At 54.4% G+C, this 17407-nt stretch carries 22 protein-coding genes and 1 tRNA gene; 9 read left to right on the top strand and 14 right to left on the bottom strand.

The window, feature by feature from the left end:
- Positions 1-99 precede the first annotated feature (99 nt).
- Entirely contained in the window at positions 100-330 is a 231-nt protein-coding gene (locus QXU72_06135; protein ID MEM0494817.1) for an Lrp/AsnC ligand binding domain-containing protein, read from the top strand.
- Here the strand turns inward: QXU72_06135 and QXU72_06130 are convergent.
- The 3 genes from QXU72_06130 to QXU72_06120 form a co-directional block, all read right to left on the bottom strand.
- Positions 327-1457, bottom strand: a complete 1131-nt coding sequence (locus QXU72_06130; GenBank protein MEM0494816.1) for a DNA topoisomerase IV subunit A — start codon at positions 1455-1457, stop codon at positions 327-329. The two genes, QXU72_06135 and QXU72_06130, sit on opposite strands and share 4 nt — an antisense overlap.
- A complete protein-coding gene (locus QXU72_06125) occupies positions 1426-2976 on the bottom strand; it encodes a DNA topoisomerase VI subunit B (GenBank protein MEM0494815.1) in 1551 nt (516 codons plus the stop codon). The genes QXU72_06130 and QXU72_06125 overlap by 32 nt, the downstream gene beginning before the upstream one ends.
- Positions 2977-3068: 92 nt before the next feature.
- Positions 3069-3203, bottom strand: a complete 135-nt coding sequence (locus QXU72_06120) for a hypothetical protein (protein MEM0494814.1) — start codon at positions 3201-3203, stop codon at positions 3069-3071.
- An 87-nt stretch (positions 3204-3290) separates the two neighbouring features.
- On the opposite strand from QXU72_06120, the gene QXU72_06115 reads away from it, so the two are divergent.
- Positions 3291-5150, top strand: coding sequence for a phosphoadenosine phosphosulfate reductase family protein (locus QXU72_06115; GenBank protein ID MEM0494813.1), 1860 nt, complete (start codon positions 3291-3293; stop codon positions 5148-5150).
- Position 5151: 1 nt separating this feature from the next.
- Here the strand turns inward: QXU72_06115 and QXU72_06110 are convergent, their stop codons facing one another.
- Genes QXU72_06110 through QXU72_06100 form a run of 3 tightly spaced genes read right to left on the bottom strand, consistent with a single transcriptional unit; the run spans position 5152 to position 6831 of the window.
- On the bottom strand, positions 5152-5331 hold the full coding sequence (locus tag QXU72_06110) for a hypothetical protein (protein MEM0494812.1): 180 nt from the start codon (positions 5329-5331) through the stop codon (positions 5152-5154).
- Between the two features lie 31 nt (positions 5332-5362).
- Entirely contained in the window at positions 5363-5746 is a 384-nt protein-coding gene (locus QXU72_06105) for a hypothetical protein (GenBank protein MEM0494811.1), read from the bottom strand.
- Complete coding sequence (locus QXU72_06100; GenBank protein ID MEM0494810.1) at positions 5743-6831, bottom strand: DUF1512 domain-containing protein; 1089 nt, start codon at positions 6829-6831, stop codon at positions 5743-5745. The genes QXU72_06105 and QXU72_06100 overlap by 4 nt, the downstream gene beginning before the upstream one ends.
- 122 nt (positions 6832-6953) lie before the next feature.
- On the opposite strand from QXU72_06100, the gene QXU72_06095 reads away from it, so the two are divergent.
- Positions 6954-7059 (top strand) — tRNA-Phe (locus tag QXU72_06095).
- Between the two features lie 129 nt (positions 7060-7188).
- Here the strand turns inward: QXU72_06095 and QXU72_06090 are convergent.
- The gene (locus QXU72_06090) at positions 7189-8259 is read right to left on the bottom strand and encodes a 4Fe-4S cluster-binding domain-containing protein (protein ID MEM0494809.1); all 1071 of its coding nucleotides are present in this window, start codon (positions 8257-8259) and stop codon (positions 7189-7191) included.
- Positions 8256-8519, bottom strand: coding sequence for a UPF0147 family protein (locus QXU72_06085; GenBank protein MEM0494808.1), 264 nt, complete (start codon positions 8517-8519; stop codon positions 8256-8258). Before QXU72_06085 ends, QXU72_06090 begins: the two co-directional genes overlap by 4 nt.
- Before the next feature lie 63 nt (positions 8520-8582).
- Between QXU72_06085 and QXU72_06080 the strand changes: the two genes are divergently transcribed.
- Positions 8583-9347, top strand: a complete 765-nt coding sequence (locus QXU72_06080; protein ID MEM0494807.1) for a tRNA (adenine-N1)-methyltransferase — start codon at positions 8583-8585, stop codon at positions 9345-9347.
- Between the two features lie 62 nt (positions 9348-9409).
- On the opposite strand, the gene QXU72_06075 is transcribed toward QXU72_06080, so the two are convergent.
- Positions 9410-9964 (bottom strand): hypothetical protein, encoded by a 555-nt coding sequence (locus tag QXU72_06075; GenBank protein ID MEM0494806.1) that lies wholly within the window; start codon positions 9962-9964, stop codon positions 9410-9412.
- Positions 9965-9966: 2 nt separating this feature from the next.
- Complete coding sequence (locus QXU72_06070) at positions 9967-11274, bottom strand: signal recognition particle receptor subunit alpha (GenBank protein MEM0494805.1); 1308 nt, start codon at positions 11272-11274, stop codon at positions 9967-9969.
- Positions 11275-11452: 178 nt separating this feature from the next.
- On the opposite strand from QXU72_06070, the gene QXU72_06065 reads away from it, so the two are divergent.
- The 5 genes from QXU72_06065 to QXU72_06045 are packed head-to-tail and all read left to right on the top strand — an operon-like array spanning position 11453 to position 13513.
- Positions 11453-11926, top strand: a complete 474-nt coding sequence (locus QXU72_06065) for a 30S ribosomal protein S19e (GenBank protein ID MEM0494804.1) — start codon at positions 11453-11455, stop codon at positions 11924-11926.
- A 40-nt stretch (positions 11927-11966) separates the two neighbouring features.
- Complete coding sequence (locus tag QXU72_06060; protein MEM0494803.1) at positions 11967-12308, top strand: DNA-binding protein; 342 nt, start codon at positions 11967-11969, stop codon at positions 12306-12308.
- Positions 12309-12366: 58 nt separating this feature from the next.
- Positions 12367-12519 carry a 50S ribosomal protein L39e gene (locus tag QXU72_06055; protein ID MEM0494802.1) on the top strand — a complete coding sequence of 51 codons (153 nt, stop codon included), beginning with the start codon at positions 12367-12369 and terminating at the stop codon, positions 12517-12519.
- An 11-nt stretch (positions 12520-12530) separates the two neighbouring features.
- Positions 12531-12842, top strand: a complete 312-nt coding sequence (locus tag QXU72_06050) for a 50S ribosomal protein L31e (protein ID MEM0494801.1) — start codon at positions 12531-12533, stop codon at positions 12840-12842.
- A complete protein-coding gene (locus QXU72_06045; GenBank protein MEM0494800.1) occupies positions 12839-13513 on the top strand; it encodes a translation initiation factor IF-6 in 675 nt (224 codons plus the stop codon). The genes QXU72_06050 and QXU72_06045 overlap by 4 nt, the downstream gene beginning before the upstream one ends.
- Here the strand turns inward: QXU72_06045 and QXU72_06040 are convergent.
- From QXU72_06040 to QXU72_06025, 4 genes are read right to left on the bottom strand one after another with little or no spacing between them, the layout of a single operon-like run.
- The gene (locus tag QXU72_06040; GenBank protein MEM0494799.1) at positions 13492-15177 is read right to left on the bottom strand and encodes a radical SAM protein; all 1686 of its coding nucleotides are present in this window, start codon (positions 15175-15177) and stop codon (positions 13492-13494) included. The two genes, QXU72_06045 and QXU72_06040, sit on opposite strands and share 22 nt — an antisense overlap.
- Positions 15174-16115 carry a thiamine-phosphate kinase gene (locus tag QXU72_06035; GenBank protein MEM0494798.1) on the bottom strand — a complete coding sequence of 314 codons (942 nt, stop codon included), beginning with the start codon at positions 16113-16115 and terminating at the stop codon, positions 15174-15176. Before QXU72_06035 ends, QXU72_06040 begins: the two co-directional genes overlap by 4 nt.
- Positions 16112-16351: a hypothetical protein gene (locus tag QXU72_06030; GenBank protein MEM0494797.1), complete on the bottom strand. Its 240-nt coding sequence runs from the start codon at positions 16349-16351 to the stop codon at positions 16112-16114. The genes QXU72_06035 and QXU72_06030 overlap by 4 nt, the downstream gene beginning before the upstream one ends.
- A gap of 55 nt (positions 16352-16406) precedes the next feature.
- Positions 16407-17390: an RNA-guided pseudouridylation complex pseudouridine synthase subunit Cbf5 gene (locus tag QXU72_06025; protein ID MEM0494796.1), complete on the bottom strand. Its 984-nt coding sequence runs from the start codon at positions 17388-17390 to the stop codon at positions 16407-16409.
- Positions 17391-17407: the final 17 nt, after the last annotated feature.

Below are 17407 nucleotides of genomic sequence, written 5' to 3'. Positions count from 1 at the left end.
CTTTGATTTCATAGATAAAAGTTGGATAACTCAAAGTCTTCCACTAAATCCGGAGCGAAGGATAAATAAGCCGTTTAGCCTCCTACGTCTGGAAAGCTGATGGTTACTGGATACATGCTGGTGACCACGAAGCCTGGAAAAGAGTATGATGTCGCGATGGAGCTTAAGAAGATACAGTATGTTGTTGAAGTGGATATAACCTACGGTCTTTGGGACATAATAGTGAAGATTCAAGCCCCCTCTCTTGCGGAGTTTGACAGGACGATACAGATTATAAGGAGCTTGAAGGGAATCGAACAGACAGCCACTCTGTTATCCCAGGGCAGCTAGTAGAGGTAGCTTCCCGTCTCGATCTTCTCAGGGATATACTTCTGAGACAGGAATTTGAAGCCGTGGCCGCTGAGAGCCTCGATCTCCACCTTCTCCCCCTTCTCGAGGAAAAGCTCCAGCTCCTGAACCCAGCCCTTTGACTCCTTAAACCACGGGTAGTTAAGAAGCTCTTTCGCCCTCTTGAGGTCTCTCTCGGTGGCCTTTATGATGTAGTTCTTCGGTATCTTGTAGCGATCAATATCCGAGACCGCCACACCGAGGAACCGCGCTCCCGGTGTAGCTAGGCGTTCACTCTCGTAGCTCAGCGATATAGACCCGCTCCGGTAAACGCTGTAGATATAGAACCCGTAACTGTCAGCGTCGGTAAGCACGTAAACCGGCAAGTCGAACTCCTCCCATAGTCTCCTAACCATCCTGCGCGTACTTCGGTCCGGCTGACCCTTACCTGTTACAAGTATGCACCTGCTTCTCTTCCAGAACTCCTCTTCGTTCAGCCTCTCGAAGATAGCATCTTTCTCAACCACAAGGACGTACTCCGCGTCTACGCTGAGAATCTCCAACCTGTCGACGTTGGGGGGAATCGCGTAAGCTCCACTACCCATCCTGGAGAGGTCAATCTCGTAGCCCTTCGACCTTACAACCAGGTTGCCTACGATCTTTCCCTTGGCGTCGTGCATGATGCCCATGTGCTCCCTCAGCAGCCCCAGAGCCACTTCAAGGTCCTGGATGACGGCATTAGACTCCCTCTGGTCGTCCCAGGTTTCCTCACTCCGCCTTCTCCCGTTCTCATCCACGTAGTATATGGTGTGCTTACCCGTGTAGTAAAGGTCCCTTATGGTCGGGTAATCCCCCTCCCTGCGAGCCCTTAGAATCAGAGAAAGCATGAGTACTGTCTGCATGAATTTCTTCGACTCGCCTACGTCCAGAAAGCTCCTCTTAGCCGTACGGGGACCTAGTACGAGTATCTTCCTAGCCTCGTCCCATATCGTGTTAGCTAGAGTTCTGACAGGAATCTCGAGGTAGGGCTCTTTACCGCTCAGTATCTGTTTAGCGATGCTGGAGCCGAGCTCCTCTAAGCGGCGGATGACCTCCTCCTCACTCGGAGCCTGAACCATTCCCCTCTTCAACGAAACTCACCTTGCCGAGCTCTCCTCTAACTAGCTCCTCGAGTTTGAGTAGCAGCTCCTCCTCCCTAATAGACGTTATATAACTTAGCGCGCCTGCGACCTCCTTCATGTACTTCCGGAAAATAACCTCCTTCCTTCTTGCCTCCTGAAGCCTCTCGAGCCTTGAAAGGTATAGCCTGAGCTCCCGCGAAATTTCCCTCACGGCTATCTCGAGCTCCCTCTCGATTTCTGGAACGTCGGCAATAGCCTCCTTGCCTACCCCCTTGAAGGGGATCTTAGTAGAGCATATGTGGATCACGACCGCTAGAGGCGCGGGGAACTTCACCTTGTAGATAGACCAGTCGATAGAATCGACGATTTTCCTCGAAACGTCGACTCCCTCATCGTAGAGCAAAGGCATCCTGTTCGCAAACCGCAGAAGTAGCGGAGAATCCCCCGGGGGTATCTCACCGCCGTAAGCGATCGCTGCTTCCACTATGAAGGGATGACCGCCATAGGATGAGGGGGGCCTCGAGACAGCGGCCACGAACTCTGGGGACAGGATTCTCTTCACCCCTTCCTCAAGCAGCTGCGAGCCCAGGGGTGAGAGCGTGTAGGGCCGAGGACGCCTCCATCCTTCGTAGGCCTTCATCTTGGTGGCGAGCTGCTCTAAATCCTCGCTCTTCAGATCCTTTACTTTCTTACCGGGATCAAAGCCCGCCCAGCTGAGGAAGTCTAAGGCAATCTTCTCCCCTACGCCCTCAAAGTTCTTCACCAGGAACTCGTGGAGAGTAATATCGTTAGAGTTCAGCGACCTCAGCATTTCCTTCAGAACCTCGATGTCAACTCCCCGCGGATGGTAGAGCCCTGTGGAGGGGGGCTCGGGAAGCTTCCTCGTAACTCTTTTGAACTTGATGTCTTCCTCTGGGGTTTTGAGGCGGATGCTCGCGTAAGGGGTTATCAGAGCCGTCCTCTTAATATACTCGAGAATCCTTTTCTTGGCGAGCAACCACGAGCCTTCTAGCGTAAGCTTGACGACTGTTCCGTGCCAGTCGCGATCTTTCCTCCTGAACCGCGCTCTGAGTACATGCGGGATATTCCTGCTGATATCGATCTGAAGGTAGTACTCTCCCTCGACCGGGGATTTCAGCGGTGCTGTGCGCACGTATATAGGCTTACCCGTCGTCATTTGAGCATAGAGAACAGCCATCTTGACGCCGAGGCCGAAAACGCCTCTGCTCTGGCGGATTACGTACTTGGAGCCGTAGAACACTCTCCCGAAAACATTCGGCACCTCGTGGAGCGGAATACCTATACCATTATCCGCGACGATCACCGTGACTCTGTTCTCATTCTCGGGGTCCTGCTGCACTTCGACGTATATCACGGGGAGTATACCGTGATTCTCAGTCGCGTCGAGAGAGTTTTCTACAAGCTCCCTTATAGTCTGGTAGAGAGCTCTAGCTGGGTTGGCGAACCCCGCTACCTCCCTGTTCCTGTGAAAGAATTCTGCTGGTGATAGCCCACGGAACCTCTCCACGCGTGAGACACCTTCTACCTCCCGGGGACGCTTGTTAGATAAAACTGTTGTAAAGAACGTTACAGGATAACAAGCTGAACAAGCAATTTACTTTAAACTACTACCCGCTCAACCTTCAAGTTTATAATAACTTTCTTCCTCGGCCTCCTCCGGAGCAGCGAGACGAGCGATAGCAGCGTCCCAATAGCCAGTACGTTCACAGCTATAGTGCTCATGATACCATTCATACTACCATTGCAATACGAAGGTAGGGGTGGAATTTAAGGTAACGTTTAAGCGCAGAGGTTGAAAAGTTCAAGCCGACTTGCTGGGTGGTGGGCCAGGCAGCTTCCCGCAGCAAAGCGGACGTGATGAAGCATGTGAGCGCTGAAACTTTCTGGAGCGCAGCACTGAACTTACCTCTCCTTCGAAGCGACCTGGATAGCCTAGCTCTCAGGGTTAGAGTAACCCCTCCCGGCGACGTGATACCGTGCATTGGATACCACTACAAGCTTCTTAGCCGTGTTATCGAAGAGTACTTCGGCTCAAGGAGTGAAGCTTGGAGAACTCTCCCACGTAGAAAGGTAATCCTTTCAAACAAGGTACCGTACCCCGACCACGCTGAGGAGATCATAGTCGACGGCCAGGTAGTAGGACACCTGGTTTTCAGCTTGAGAAGAGGTGAGAAGCGCTGGCGATTCCGGCCGCTCTACGCTCTCGTAAACAAGATGCTCGAGGAGAAATCTGGTTACTACGCGGTCGTTGACCTGCCGAAGCTCAGCAGGGGGTACACAGTGAAGGAAGGCGTGATAGTGAGCAGAAAACTGCCAGAGGATAGTGACGAGTACATAGCGCTCGGCACCGTTAACGGGAGGTTCCTCGGCGTAGGCGTACGGCTTAGGGGCGGTAGGATCTTCGTTCTTAAAAGCTGGGTCAGGAGACCGTACTCTTTCCACGACGCTAATCCGAGCCTTCGGGAAGCCGTAGAGCGCAATGAAGCTGCACTCAGAGATCTCGAGGAAGAAGCTGTGAGATTCGTGCAGGAGCTAAGCTCCAAGTACCGCAGACCTGTGGTGGTATCGTTCTCAGGGGGAAAGGACAGCCTAGCCACGCTGAACATCGCGGTGAAAGCTCTCGGCCCTGAGAAAGTTACCGTGCTCTTCAACGATACGGGTATCGAGTTCCCCGAAACCATCGAGTACGTTTACCGCGTGGCAGACGCGTTAGGTGTAGAGCTGCTAGTAGCTAGCGCGGGAGACTCTTTCTGGCGGGCGGTTGAGGTCTTTGGGCCGCCGGCGAGAGATTACAGGTGGTGCTGCAAGGTAACCAAGCTAGCTCCTATCGCTAGAGTGCTGAAAGAGAAGTTTCCGGGAGGCGTGCTAAGCTTGGTCGGGCAGCGGAAATATGAATCAGCAGCAAGGGCGCTTTCGCCGAGAGTCTGGAGAAACGTGTGGTTGCCGAACGTTGTGGCGGCAAGCCCCATCCACGAGTGGAGCGCGCTGGCGGTATGGTTTTACATTTACCGCGAAAGGCTCCCAATCAACAAGCTCTACTTCATGGGCTTCGACAGGCTCGGCTGCTGGCTTTGCCCCGCGATCGAGCTGGGTGAACTCGACATCTTAGAGAGGTGGAAGCCTGGGCTCAGCCAGAAGTGGAAGCGCTACCTCGAGAGCTACGCGGAAAAGAGCGGAAGCGGGGAAGAGTGGATCAACTTCGGGTTGTGGCGATGGATTTCACCGCCAAAAGACATTCTGCGGTTTGTTGAGCAGAAAAACCTGCCAGCATCTAGAGACTCGGCAAGCCGTATCGAATCGGTTTCCGGCACCACGGTGCGAATCATTTTGAAGAATGCGAAAACAGAAGTAAGTCTTTTCAAGCTTCAAAACCTGCTTAAAACTAGCCCGCGCTTGAAGGAAATCGTCACGAGCTTGTCCTTGGGAGAAAGCGGCTTAACGGTGATCACCTCAAGGCCTCTGAGGAACGAAGAGCTCGCGGAGCTCGAGAGAGTGCTGCTTCGCGCGTACAACTGCGTTGAGTGCTTGGAGTGCGCTAACTGGTGCCCCAGTAAGGCGATAAGCCCAGACCCTCGTGGAGGGATAATTGTCGGCGGGCAGTGCACGGGATGCGGGCTCTGCAACTCCAAATGCCCTCTAGCAGAGTACGTTCAACGAATTAGAGAAAGGGGCATTAGGTAATCTATGGGCGCCTTGCGAGCGGGCGCCCGCAAGCTGGGCACTTCCCAAAAGTTTTCTTAGCGCATATCGGGCAGATCGGGACGTCGCAGTGAGAGCAGTAGTAGTAGTCGTCTCCACGGTAGATTTTTTTCCCGCACCTGATGCACCTTCCAAGCACCAGCGTCTTCGGCACGTAAGCCATAGACCCCTCCCGCTGCGTGGATTCTCTCTATTTAAACTGTTCGCTGGCTTTTCGAAGCTGAGCGCAGAAAAATCCCCTCAACCACCATTCTGCCTCCGCACTTAAGGCACTGCTCCGCCTCACCGAAAAGCCTGTCCCCCTCCCTGTACTCCCGCATGCTCTCGTAACCGCAGGAGGGGCACCTGAGATATGTGGAGAGGGAGCGAGGAACGACCTTCACCGTTAAGAGGCGCGCAAACGACCAACCTGTGTAGACAGCCACTATAGCAAGTAGGAGCGCTCCGCTCAGGTAAGTTTCCGAGCCTGTACGCAGGTAAAGGATGACCAGCGCTGCGGAAATAGCTACGAGGCTCAGCAGCAGGACAGCGTAAGTCGGAACCCACCTTCTCGGCTGAGGCCTCTCCAGGGAGCTCATTGCGGAACACCCACTGTGTTCCCCACGCCTATAAGTAGGATGGTGGATCCCTCCGGAGCCTTCTCTATGATTTCCTCAACTATACTGACAGCTTCTCTCACGCCTCTGTAAATCTCCTCCGTCATTATTGAGAGCGCTTCGCTCTCAGACATTTTTATCAGAACTGCGTACAGCGGAACCGAGTGCCTGGAGGCTACCTCCTCTATTCCATACTTCTCAACACCCACTCCGCCTATAGCGACTCCGTAGCCGTGGGCAACTATCCCGGATGGCTCACCTTCATACTTCAGAGCAGCATCGACCGTCACGATGACAGAGGGTTTAGCCCGCTGAAACACCCACTCCACAGCATCGTCGTAGTGGCCCGTAGTCCCGCCTGGCCCCTTGGCTTTAACAACGTAGAGGTCCTTTCCCTTTGCGGTGACCTTTGCGACGACCGTATCCTTTGCCGGCTCGAAAAAGTGCTCGACACCGTACTTCCGCATAAGGAAGGTGGCAACCAGAGGCCCTGCGGAGTCGCCTATAGGCAACGCTTTTCTGAAGGCCTCAACAGCCCCCTCGATGGCGCGCACCTCCTCCATGATGAACGGCATGACAGCATTCAGCTGCATGAGGAGCCATAAACTCTTGAAGCGCCTCGCGATTAGGTAGTAGTGGTTCAGCTGCTTGTATACCTCGTTAAGCGCTCTCGCGATCTCTGCCATCACCACCAGGTTCTTTACTTCGTGTGCCGCCGCCTTGGGGGCCGCCAGTGAAACTTCACGCTCTATGCTCTCCTCTCCAACCATGAGAATATGCTTCAACTTTTTCACAATACCGTAGGGGTCGAGATCCGTCGGCGGTATTAACTTAACCTCCACCAGCCTGTATATCCTCTTGTCCAGATCAGCCTCGCTGTCAGACTCCCTGTACCTCCTGAACTGCTCCCTCAAAGCAGAGAGAGCTCTATCCCTGGCCGCTCTGAGTATCCCAAGGTAGTTCTCCACCTCAGTTATCGCCCTGTAGACTTGAAGCTCCTGCATGACGAAAGAAAGAGCTATGATGGCCACAAGCCACCCCACTATGCTGCCTACATCACCATTCACCAATCACGCACCTAGCCCCCTCTACGAGACCGCTCTCATAAAAACTGTTGCGGTCGCGGTAACTCTACGACTACTGCTTTAGAGAAAAAGCTAAAAAGCCCCAGGAGCCTACTAGCAACGTAGCCGGGGTAGCTCAGCGGGAGAGCAAGCGCTAGAGAGCATCCGGCTGAAGCCACCAGAAAGGTGGAGACCGGAGGGTCCCGGGTTCAAATCCCGGCCCCGGCACCAGGACGAATTTATCCAGCGAGACTAGAGAAATCGGTGAAACATATGCACTCACCTTATCCTGCTGTTGCTGCGCGATTAGAGGAAAGAAGCGCTTGCTAAGCCATCTCGAGCAGGATAAGACCCGCGTTCTCAAGGCTCCGCACCCCCCTTTCTTAACGCAACTCCACGTAGGGCTCGGGAATTACTCCCGCGGAGAGGAACCTCTTCCAGAGCGAGCCCCCCTAGAACGAGGCTTTTCTCGGAAAGCAAACCCTCCGTTACCGAGTCGGCGAAAAACATGGGTAATTTACCCCTAGGGTAGAGGGCGGCCACGGGCTCCACTTTACTCAAGAGCGTGTAGTTGACCTCCAGAACGGTTCCCTCATCGGTCACCACGTGGTAAGGCAAAGCGTTAAGGTTCGCGTGCCTGTACACCCTCAAGGAGGTCTGCACACTATCCTTCACGGATACTGGGCAGAAGTGTACGTTTACGGTCGCTGCTCGCTTCTCAGCTTCCTCTAGCAGCGCGAGGGCCGTTTCTCTGCTACCCTGGGCTCCTCGGTAATCTGGAAGCATCGAGTAACCTCGGAGCAGCAGCGATTGCGCGTTCGTCTCGGTAAACTCGAGCTCATTCAACACAATGAAATCCAGCTCTCTTTTCTCAGCTATGTCGAGTAACAGTAGCAGCTGATCCAGCTTGCCGGGTAAAGCCGGATACTCCAGACCTACAGACAAACCATCCCCCTCCTGCTTCACAGTCTCCAGCACTTTTTCGAGACGATGCAGCGGCGAGTGAATTCTCATCTCGTCGACTCCGGAGTCGACGAGATCTCCTACCAGTTTACCGCCGAGGGGTATCCCAGAAGTGTACAAGTGCACGTGAAAATCCCTGGATAATTTATCCTTTAAGAAACGGGTGAGGCCGGTGACAAGGTTAGGCTTAGCTAAGGGTTCGCCGCCAGTTATACTTACGCCCATAGAGGCGGAGCGCAAAACCTCGGCCAGCACTGTTTCAAAGAGGTTTTCAGGTGATGAAAGCACCTCGTTAACGTACAGCACATCTTTGTCTTTACGCTCACTGCTCAGCGGGCAGTAAAAGCAGCGTTGAGGGCACAGCCCGGTGAGAAAAACAACAGTTTTTAACCCTTGCTGGCAGAGCTCGCACCCTCTGGGCAGCTTCCCGTAAACCGCACTGCCAGAGGGCAGCTTTCGGATTTTCACGAATCCCTAACCTGCTCTAGCAGGGATACGACCTGCCATATCTTGGTTCTAGCGAAGAGCGGGGTGTTAGGATCCATCGAGACTTCCTCTAGCTTGGAAATCACCGAAGCCGCCTTGAGTCCTGGGGTCATCTTCGGGTCCAGGAGAACTTCTATCGACTCTGTTGCAACACGCCTGATGTTCCTCGGCACGCCACGATCGTCAGCTATCTGTTTGAGGATTTCTAGCGCGTGGCGTATCTGGATCGGCGCCTCCGCCATAGCTACCACCTTCGCTTCGGTCAGAATGCATGGATATATACCTCTCTGTGCGTGCGGCAGCCGATGCGCCGCATAAGTGCAGGAGAATGGGTAACTTTGTACTACAGCGAGGGGGAGACATACACCGTACGCGTAGATCCCGAAAAAGTATTCCACACGACTAGAGGCTACGTAAACTTAAGGGATCTTGTTGGCGCTGAGCCGGGCTCCGTTATTGAGACTAACGTGGGGGAGAGATTCATCGTCTCTAGGGCTTCTTTCATCGATAAGCTAGCAAGCTTGAGGAGGTTCACTCAGGTCATATACCCGAAAGACCTCGGCTACATACTGCTCTCCACCGGCGTCGGGCCGGGCTCTCGAGTTGGGGAAGCGGGGACTGGAACAGGATTCTTAACCGCAACTCTAGCGTATTACGTTAGGCCCGACGGTAAGGTCTACACTTACGAAGTGCGTAGAGACTTCTACGAGAAAGCTCTCGAGAACTTTAAAGCGCTGGGTCTGCTGCCTTTTATCGTCGCAAAGAATAAGGACATCAAAGAGGGTTTCGACGAGCAGGAGCTCGACGCCGTGGTGCTGGATCTTCCCGACCCGTGGTTAGTCGCGGACAAGGCTTACGCGGCGCTAGCTCACGGCGGCACGCTAGTGGTCTTCGTGCCCACGGTTCCCCAGGTGGAGCGCTCCCTCCACGCGCTTCGGAGGGCCGGTTTCAGAAGGCTGGAGGTCATCGAGCTTATGATGAGAAGGTACAAGACAGAACCAGCTGAGCTGAGGCCCGAGACCATCGGTGTTCAGCACACGGGCTACATCATTCAGGGACAGAAGCTATAGCGCGGCGTTTCCAGAGGCTTTACGCTTCATAGCGGCAAGTCGCTTCTAGCTGCGAGCGGAAACTAGAGCCGTGGGAATAAAGCATTCGAGCTAACACTGGGCATCCCGCAGATTCTATCTAGCTCTATGTTGAGAATAGCTAGAGTGGTGTCTACAGGCTTCGGGAAAACCGTTACCTTCACGTTCTGAGCGCTCCCTCCGCAGCGAACCCTGGCTTCCTCACCGATCACGAAACGCAGATTCTCACAACGCTTAAGAACATCATGTAGCCACCGCCCCCGACGTGACACTAAGTAGTATCTTCCACCGCATATGTTTAGCCTAGCGGAGGGTTCAACTATTACACCGTAGTGGACGCTAACCGGCCTGCGAGGAGGCAGCAAGGCAGTTCTCTCGACTTTTCTCAGCACTCCAGCCATCGATTGCTCGTCGATATGCAGGTGCTTTAGCTTGTCACCTACGAAGCTAATGAGCACCCCGCAGTCCTGGATCAAGACCCTCAAGATTACGTCCTTTCGAATACCATGCGAGAGAAAGAAGGCAGCGTTGAGTAGACGAGAGAGAAAAGGCTCGTCAGCGAGCGTTGCTTCTCCAGTAACGAGAATAAACTCGCGCATAGCTAGAGCTTGAAGCCGGGCAATCCTCTTCGCGACCTCGCAGCCTGCTTGAGTAGCTTCCTAGCTTTCTCGTAGGAGTCCAGAAGCGTGCGCACATCCTTGGGCGTAGTGCCCGACCCTCTCGCTATCCGAGCAATCCTAGACTTATCTATCACCTCCGGCTTCAAGAGCTCCTCCGGCGTCATGGAGTTCAAGATGGCGATCCAGCGCTCGATATTCCTCTCGCCCAGCTCTAGCGCCTCGCCCGACGGTACATTAAGACCTGCAAGCTCAAGCAGCTTAGAGAGGGGGCCCAGCTTCCTGGCCTCCATGAGCTGCTCTTTTAAGTCAAGTAGCGTGAACTTACCAGTGGAAAGGGCCTTGAGCCTCTCGTGCTTCAGCTTTTCGTAAGCTGCGAACTTCCGGATTATGTTGTCGAGATCCGGGACCCCGAGGAGGCGGGCAACGAAGGATCTGGGTTCGAATACCTCTAGGTCCTCTATTTTCTCCCCCACCCCTATGAAGGCGATGCGGGCCCCGGTTGCCGCTACCGCCGAAAGCGCACCTCCACCCTTCGCGCTGCCATCCATCTTGCTAACTACAACCCAGCCTAGGGGGACGTGCTCCCTGAATGCTTGAGCTTGTTTCGCGACAGATTTACCCTGAGTAGCGTCCACAACCATGATTACGGAATCCGGCTTAGCCCTTTCCGCGAGGAGCCTTACCTCCCCCATTAGAGAGAGCTCGTCTTTGTGCCTACCAGCCGTGTCTACCAGTATAATCTGAGCCCCGCTGGCGGCGAGAGTCTTGACTCCCCGCTCGACGATCGCTACAGGGTCTTTCCCCTCCGGTTCACCGTAGAATAGGCATCCCACCTTATCCGCAAGCTGTTTTAGCTGGTCGAAAGCGGCGGGGCGGTAGGTATCAGCGGAAATAAGCCCCACTTTGTATCCTTTCGACTGGAAGTAGTACGCTAGCTTCGCGGCCGTAGTGGTTTTACCCGACCCCTCTATGCCTACAAGCATGATGATAGAAGGCTGCTTAGCCGGTTTGAAGGGCTCCGAGCTCTGTCCTCCAAGCAGCTTGACGAGCTCGTCGTAAAGGAGCTTCAACAACAGCTCTCTTTTCGAGAAGCCTGGAGGCTGCTCCTCGCTTCGAAATCTCTCCCTTATCCTCTGCGAAAGGTCGAGAACAAGTTTTGGGTCTACGTCCGCTCTCAGGAGAGTTCTCTGAAGATCGCGTACAATGGCCTCTACCTCTCTTTCATCGATGTACGCCGCGCCTCTAATCCGCTTAACTATGCCCAGCAATCCCTCACGGAGCTGCTCCATTTCAGGTTCTCTTCCAACTCTTGCGTTATTTACTTGTCGAGCTCAACACGCTACGCTTAAGGCTCGCCCGTGCACGTAGCAGAATTCATACCTCCATGGCGAGAACCGAGGAGGCTCTCCGAGGGGTATTGAGGTGAAGATTTAAAAAGAGTTGTAGACGCGTGAAAGGCAGAATCTCATGGTAGGGGTGAAGTTCGTCCCACCTAGAATGCTGGTTGAGGAGCTGGCTCAGTACCTAAAGGAGAACGTTAAAGAAGTGCAGCCACCCGAGTGGTCGTTGTACGCGAAAACAGGGTGCTTTAAAGATAGAGTGCCCGACGACCCCGATTGGTGGTACAAGCGCTGCGCCTCGCTTCTGAGGAAACTGTACCTCTACGGCCCCGTAGGAGTAGAGCGTTTGCGCACAGCTTACGGAGGGCGAACGCGGAATACGATGAAGCGTAAACACTTCAAGAAGGCTGGCGGCTCGGCTATAAGAAAAGCCCTACAGCAGCTCGAGGCCGCGGGGCTCGTTCAGAGGACACCCAAGGGGCGAGTTCTGACAAACAAGGGAAAATCACTACTCGACAACTTAGCCTTGACAATCTTTAAGAGGTTGGCTCGCGAGAGGCCCGAGCTGGCTAAATACATAACCTCCTCTCCTACACTCTAGAAATTTAAGCCGGTAAAAGCCGCTGCTTCTGAGGCTAGGTATGAGCTTTCCGGAGGATGAGGAATTAGAGGAGATTAGGCGCCGCAAGCTGCTAGAGTACCAGAGGAAGCTGGAAGAAGCAAAAAAGCAGGAAGCGTTACGTGAAGCAGAGGAGGCTAGAAAGCAGGAGTTACTTAGGAAAATCCTAACACCGGAGGCACGGCTCCGGCTCGCAAACTTGAGGCTGGTTAAGCCGGAGCTTGTGGATGCCCTAGAAGCACAGCTCATCCAGCTCGCGGCATCAGGCAGCATTCGGATGCCTGTGGACGATGAAACTTTGAGGCAGATTCTAGAGAGGCTAGCGACGAAGCGTGACATAAAATTAAGAGTAAGCTTCACATAGGTGAAAACGGGCCGAAGCCTTTAAAAGCTCCTTTAGGGAAGGCAGGGGGAGGGGCAGGATGGCACACAACAAACCTCTAGGCAAGAAGCTGCGTCTGGCTGCAGCGCTCAGAAGCAACGAGCAAGTACCTTTGTGGGTCATCGCGAAAACTAGAAGACGAGTGCGCAGAAAGCTCAGGAGGAACTGGAGGAGGAGCAGAATGCAGCTGTAGGGGTGGTGGATATGCCGAGAAAGCTTCCTGACGGCGAGCACGTGTTCACGTATACAATCCCCCTGAGGGATGCCTACAGGGCGCCCAGGAAGAAGAGGGCAAAGGTGGCTATTAGGCTGCTCAAGGACTTCGTGAGGCGGCATTTCCGGTACACTGGTGATGTAGCAGTAAGCAGAGAGTTAAACGAGATTATTTGGGCTAAGAGCGTGGAGAAGCCGCCTAGGCGTGTTAAAGCCAGCGTAAAGGTGAACGTCGAGGAAGGTGAGATAGTAAGCGTCGAACTGCGGCCGGTGGAAACAGCCTCTGAAGAGGAAGCTAGATGAGCGTTGAGCTTGCAGCAGTTTTCGGAAGTCCGAACATCGGTGTCTACATTTACGCTAACAATAAAATAGCGCTCCTACCCCCCGATGCTCCGGAAAAGCTGGAAAAACAGGTACGTGAAGTTCTCGGCGTGGAGACGTTTCGAGTCTCCGTAGCCGGCTCTAGACTGCTTGGTGTTTTCATCGCCGGTAACGACAGCGGAATTATCCTGCCGCGCGTCGCGAGAGATGAGGAGGTCGAGCTCTTAAAGAGCATTGCTGGGCAGGCAGGGCTCAACGTCACAGTCTTGAAAGAAGTGAGAGAAACAGGGCTGGGTAACCTCGTGCTGACTAGCGACAAAGGTTGTATGGTTAGCAGCATTCTGGAAGATGCGGCTGAGGATATTGCAGATGTGCTCGGGCTGGACTGCGAGAGCGGCTTAATAGCCGGATCGCCGCTCGTCGGGTCACTGGCGGTGGTGACGAACAATGGCCTCGCGCTTCCCCCGCTCGTGAGCGAGGAAGAGATGAAGGAGCTTAGCAGCTTATTCAGGGTGCCTGCAAACGTTGTGACAGTAAATCGCGGTAGGTTCTTCTTGCGGGCAGGGCTGATCGCAAACGATAGAGGAGCGCTGGTGGGCGAGGAAACTACCGGCATCGAGCTCGTACAGCTTCAGAGAACCCTTTTCCCGTGAATCTCTCTCGCTCCGAGATAGAAGAGGACCTTAGAGCTGGTAACTTCGCCTCGTTGCACCTCCTCCAGCTCCTCCCGCTTCAAAAACCTGGAGAGATACTTTAGAGACCGCTCCCCGGAAACTGGGTGTTTTACGGTAACCAGCGAACGGGACTTGTGGCCCACGACTACAGCGTTGATAACTTCGCCTTGCCTGAGAGGCTCGTGAACGAAGCAAGTTACCGGGTAGCTACCCGCCTGCCGGGCTACACTCACTCTCCCCGAAACTCCCTCCACGAAGCACCTTCTGAGTAGGGTACCGTGCGGGAAAACCCTCCTTATCATCACCTCGTCAAAATACTCGCGAACCCACCTCTTAAAAGAGAGGATGTACCTTTTATGGCGTCGAGCAATCTCATCTCCTACTCTCCACACGGGCGTTCCCGGCAGTGGTAGCACTTCGCGGACGTTTACCCGCCTCACCAGCAGGTTTTCTTGAAGTAGCCTTTCTAGAAACTCCTTATTCCTTGCAAACGTACTCCTAGTCTCGCCGGGCAAACCGAGAACGAAGTTCACCCCTGGCAAGAGCTCGGGGAGACCGTTCCAGCCTCTGCGCCTCCCAACTTCATTAACCACTCTAATAGCTTCAAGAACGCTTTCCGAGTCGTTACCGAGATTATTCATCTTGGAGACCACGGGATCGGCTGTCTCTAGACCGAAGGCAGCCACATCGCCTGGTGTATGGTACTTCAGCAGAACCTTCAGCGCTCTCACCGATTTCTCTCTGTGAACCGCTATAGTCATAGGATTTACATTGTCTATGTGAAGCGCCTCAAGGCTTGGAGCAGCCAGCCTAACCATCCTTAGAAGCTCCTCAAGCTTCTCCGGCGAAGGCTCAGGGAATTCGCTCTCATTAACGCCCTTAGCCATGTACGTGAGGAAGTCAGCCTGCCTTCCCAGACGCACCGCTCTAACGCCGTGACGGTAGAGCTCCTCTATCTCTCTCGCAACGTCCTTGGGGTTCCTCGTGATGACGCGCCCGTACCTCGGTTCGATGCAGAAAGAGCAACCGCCGGTAACCCACCGCGGACAGCCTCTGTATGTCTCCACCTCCGCAACAAGGTTAAGGCCGGCATTAGGATGCTGGTTCACGATCCTGGCGCCTCTAACTGCGAACTCCTCAACGAGGCTGTAATCCTTAGAAGTAGAGTAAGGGTTGACCCCCTCGAGGCTCCCCGTCTTCACGTACTCGTATACCGCCAGCCACCCGTCCCCCGGCACAACGAGGTCGTACAGAGTTTCAAACTCCTCTCTGGGAATGGCCCGAACTCCTCCTCTAGTTCCCAAGCCGAAGCGCGCTACAGGCCCGGTGAGTATCTTCACGGGCCCTTTCAGCGACCGGGGAAGCCTCGCCAGTTCTTCATACGTCGCGGGTCTTCCGCCTATGTAGCGACCAGGGACGACGACCCCCGCTATGAAGACTACAAGGTCGGCTTTGGACGCGGCCTTCAGGAACGAGAAGTAGTCGCCTCGAATGCTATCGATGGTAAAGTACAGCACTTTGGCTGTTCTATCTGCATGCCAAACAGCTCCGGCAATGTACCTCGGATAAATGTCGATGTAGGGCGGTACCCCGAGCCCCGCCGGCTCGTCCGTGTAGCCGTCAACGATGACGACAAGCCTCATACTCTCTCCGCGTAGCCTACTCCTCCCACCCAGCCGAAGCGGCTCACTTCACCACCTCCCTCGAGGACCACCCCCCGGCCTTCCTCGACCCTCCCGATCACCGTGGCGCCAAGCATCTTGATGGTGTCTTCACACTCGGGAGGCACTGTGAAGATGAAATTATACTCTTCACCGCTGTAGTAGAGCGCTAGTGTAGTTGCTTTCTCCTCGCCGAAGCACTCGACTAGTCTAGCATGTAAAGGAACGTTGCTCAAGACTATCTTTGCACCGGAGGCTTCGGCGAGATAGTGAAGGCTTAGAGCAAGCCCGTCGCTATTGTCTATCGCCGAATTTACGCAACTCGTGTAGGAAAGCCACCTGCCAGGCTCGGGGATATTTCCCCACACGAACCCCTCGACATCTTCTCGTCGCAGTGAGCACTCGATATCCTGTGGTGAGAAAGCCCATGCGTGCATCACGGCTGACAAGCCCACCCTTCCCGTTATGGCTACGAGGTCGCCCACCTTAGCGCCACCCCTCTTGAGAAACTTCCCTTTGAGAGTGCCAATAACAAACACATCGAGCCTTAGAGAGCCCCCGGGAGCTACGTCGGTATCACCGCCCAGAACCCGTAGCCCGTACCTAGATGCTGCCTCTAGAACACCCCTGTGAAGGCGTTGGACAGCCTCTTCACTCATGTCTCGCGGTACCCGCAATGAGATTAAGGCTGCTTTCGGGTACGCGCCCTTAACGAGCACATCACTCACCGGCGCGATAACAGCTCTGATCCCGGCGTGCCTGTGATCCATGAAGGGAAACATGTGGAGCTCCGCTTCGAAAGAGTCCACCTTAACGACTACTCCCGGCTCTGAAAGCTCGAGAAGCGCAGCGTCCTCGTTGGGGATGCCGAAGAGAGGAAGGATACTTTGAAGGAGCTTATCCTCCCTTATCACGTTCACGACTCTCGAGCTCTTCTCTCGTAGGTTGAAATCAGGACGTAAGCAGCTGAGAGAATGAAGAGAAGGTAAATGAGTGTGCTCATCCAGCTCTGGTACGACTCTAAGCTCCCGGGCTCCAGGTTCACGATGTAAGCGTATATCTTGTAGGAAAAGTAACCCCCCGCGATGACTACAGCAAGCGTGAGCACGCCCATGAACCTTCTCAACATCGCAACCCTGCGCTGCAAGGAAACCACGCCCCTGAACGTGTGTTCGCGGTTTAAAAGTTTGCCTGGCTACTCTGCTAAGAGCTCAGGAGACGCTCTTCTTGCGGCTCCACCCCTTCGGGTAGGTACCGGGGTCCATGACCACACACTTTGGCCTAACCGCAACGCCTGAGGATGAAGACAGGATCTTATCACTAGTCATAACGGCCTCTCCCACCGCGACCAACTCACCTTTAAGAGACAACACGGCGACAGTCGATCCCACCTTAATCCCACTGTCTAGCTTGACAACACCAGGAACTGTTAAAGGGGCACCGCGGCAAACCGCATCCACGGCTGTGTCGCGTATCCAGACCTTCGGGAGGCTCTGAACCGTTACCTCTACTGGTAAGAAAACCCTTCTGAGGTAGTCTTCCTTCCCCGTTTCTTTCCACATCTCGTAGGAATCAACAACGTCGTGAAGAGAAGCAAGGTGAGTTTCTTCTGTAAGGTCCCCCGACCTGACCCTTCTAAGCTCCTGCATGTGAGCACCTACCCCGAGTACTTCACCTATATCGTGGCACAGCTTCCTCATGTAAGTGCCGGACTCGCACCACACGTGAAGGAGGACACTCCTCCCATCCACCTCGAGTAACCGTATATCGTATATTCTCCTAACCCTTAGAACGCGCTTTACGGCAGAGCGGAGGGGGGGCCGCTGATACACGGGTCCGCGGAAGAGCTCAACTGCGCTCTTTAACCTAGCATAGTCGACGTCTCCGTGGAGCCGCATAACGCAAACGTACTCCTTATCCTCCTTAAGGAGAATTGGGAGAACCCGCAGCGAGTTGTTCAGCACTATCGGCAGAATACCTGAAACTTTCGGGTCTAGCGTGCCCGCGTGAGCGACCCTCTCGATCCCCAGCAGGCGTCGTATCCAAGCGACTACCTCGTGGCTGGAGGGCCCGATTGGCTTGTCGAGGTTCACCACAGAGTACTTGAGATGAACCTCCGCGGGGCGCTGGTGAGGGGGCCAACCGTAGGAGTAGTCAGTTTCTTCCTCTGCCTTTATCAAAACCTCGCGCTCCACCGGAGGTCGGAGATAAT

This window comes from Thermofilum sp. (genome assembly GCA_038741495.1).
Classification (GTDB): domain Archaea; phylum Thermoproteota; class Thermoprotei; order Thermofilales; family Thermofilaceae; genus Thermofilum.
The sequence above is the reverse complement of the archived record's forward strand: the minus strand, read 5'-3'. Positions and strand labels throughout refer to the sequence as shown.

Coding starts and splice junctions, on each gene's coding strand:
- QXU72_06135 (MEM0494817.1), top strand. CDS start 100: ATGGTTACTGGATACATGCTGGTGACCACGAAGCCTGGAAAAGAGTAT.
- QXU72_06120 (MEM0494814.1), bottom strand. CDS start 3,203: ATGAATGGTATCATGAGCACTATAGCTGTGAACGTACTGGCTATTGGG.
- QXU72_06110 (MEM0494812.1), bottom strand. CDS start 5,331: ATGGCTTACGTGCCGAAGACGCTGGTGCTTGGAAGGTGCATCAGGTGC.
- QXU72_06105 (MEM0494811.1), bottom strand. CDS start 5,746: ATGAGCTCCCTGGAGAGGCCTCAGCCGAGAAGGTGGGTTCCGACTTAC.
- QXU72_06085 (MEM0494808.1), bottom strand. CDS start 8,519: ATGGCGGAGGCGCCGATCCAGATACGCCACGCGCTAGAAATCCTCAAA.
- QXU72_06080 (MEM0494807.1), top strand. CDS start 8,583: ATGCGCCGCATAAGTGCAGGAGAATGGGTAACTTTGTACTACAGCGAG.
- QXU72_06075 (MEM0494806.1), bottom strand. CDS start 9,964: ATGCGCGAGTTTATTCTCGTTACTGGAGAAGCAACGCTCGCTGACGAG.
- QXU72_06070 (MEM0494805.1), bottom strand. CDS start 11,274: ATGGAGCAGCTCCGTGAGGGATTGCTGGGCATAGTTAAGCGGATTAGA.
- QXU72_06065 (MEM0494804.1), top strand. CDS start 11,453: ATGGTAGGGGTGAAGTTCGTCCCACCTAGAATGCTGGTTGAGGAGCTG.
- QXU72_06060 (MEM0494803.1), top strand. CDS start 11,967: ATGAGCTTTCCGGAGGATGAGGAATTAGAGGAGATTAGGCGCCGCAAG.
- QXU72_06055 (MEM0494802.1), top strand. CDS start 12,367: ATGGCACACAACAAACCTCTAGGCAAGAAGCTGCGTCTGGCTGCAGCG.
- QXU72_06050 (MEM0494801.1), top strand. CDS start 12,531: ATGCCGAGAAAGCTTCCTGACGGCGAGCACGTGTTCACGTATACAATC.
- QXU72_06045 (MEM0494800.1), top strand. CDS start 12,839: ATGAGCGTTGAGCTTGCAGCAGTTTTCGGAAGTCCGAACATCGGTGTC.
- QXU72_06040 (MEM0494799.1), bottom strand. CDS start 15,177: ATGAGGCTTGTCGTCATCGTTGACGGCTACACGGACGAGCCGGCGGGG.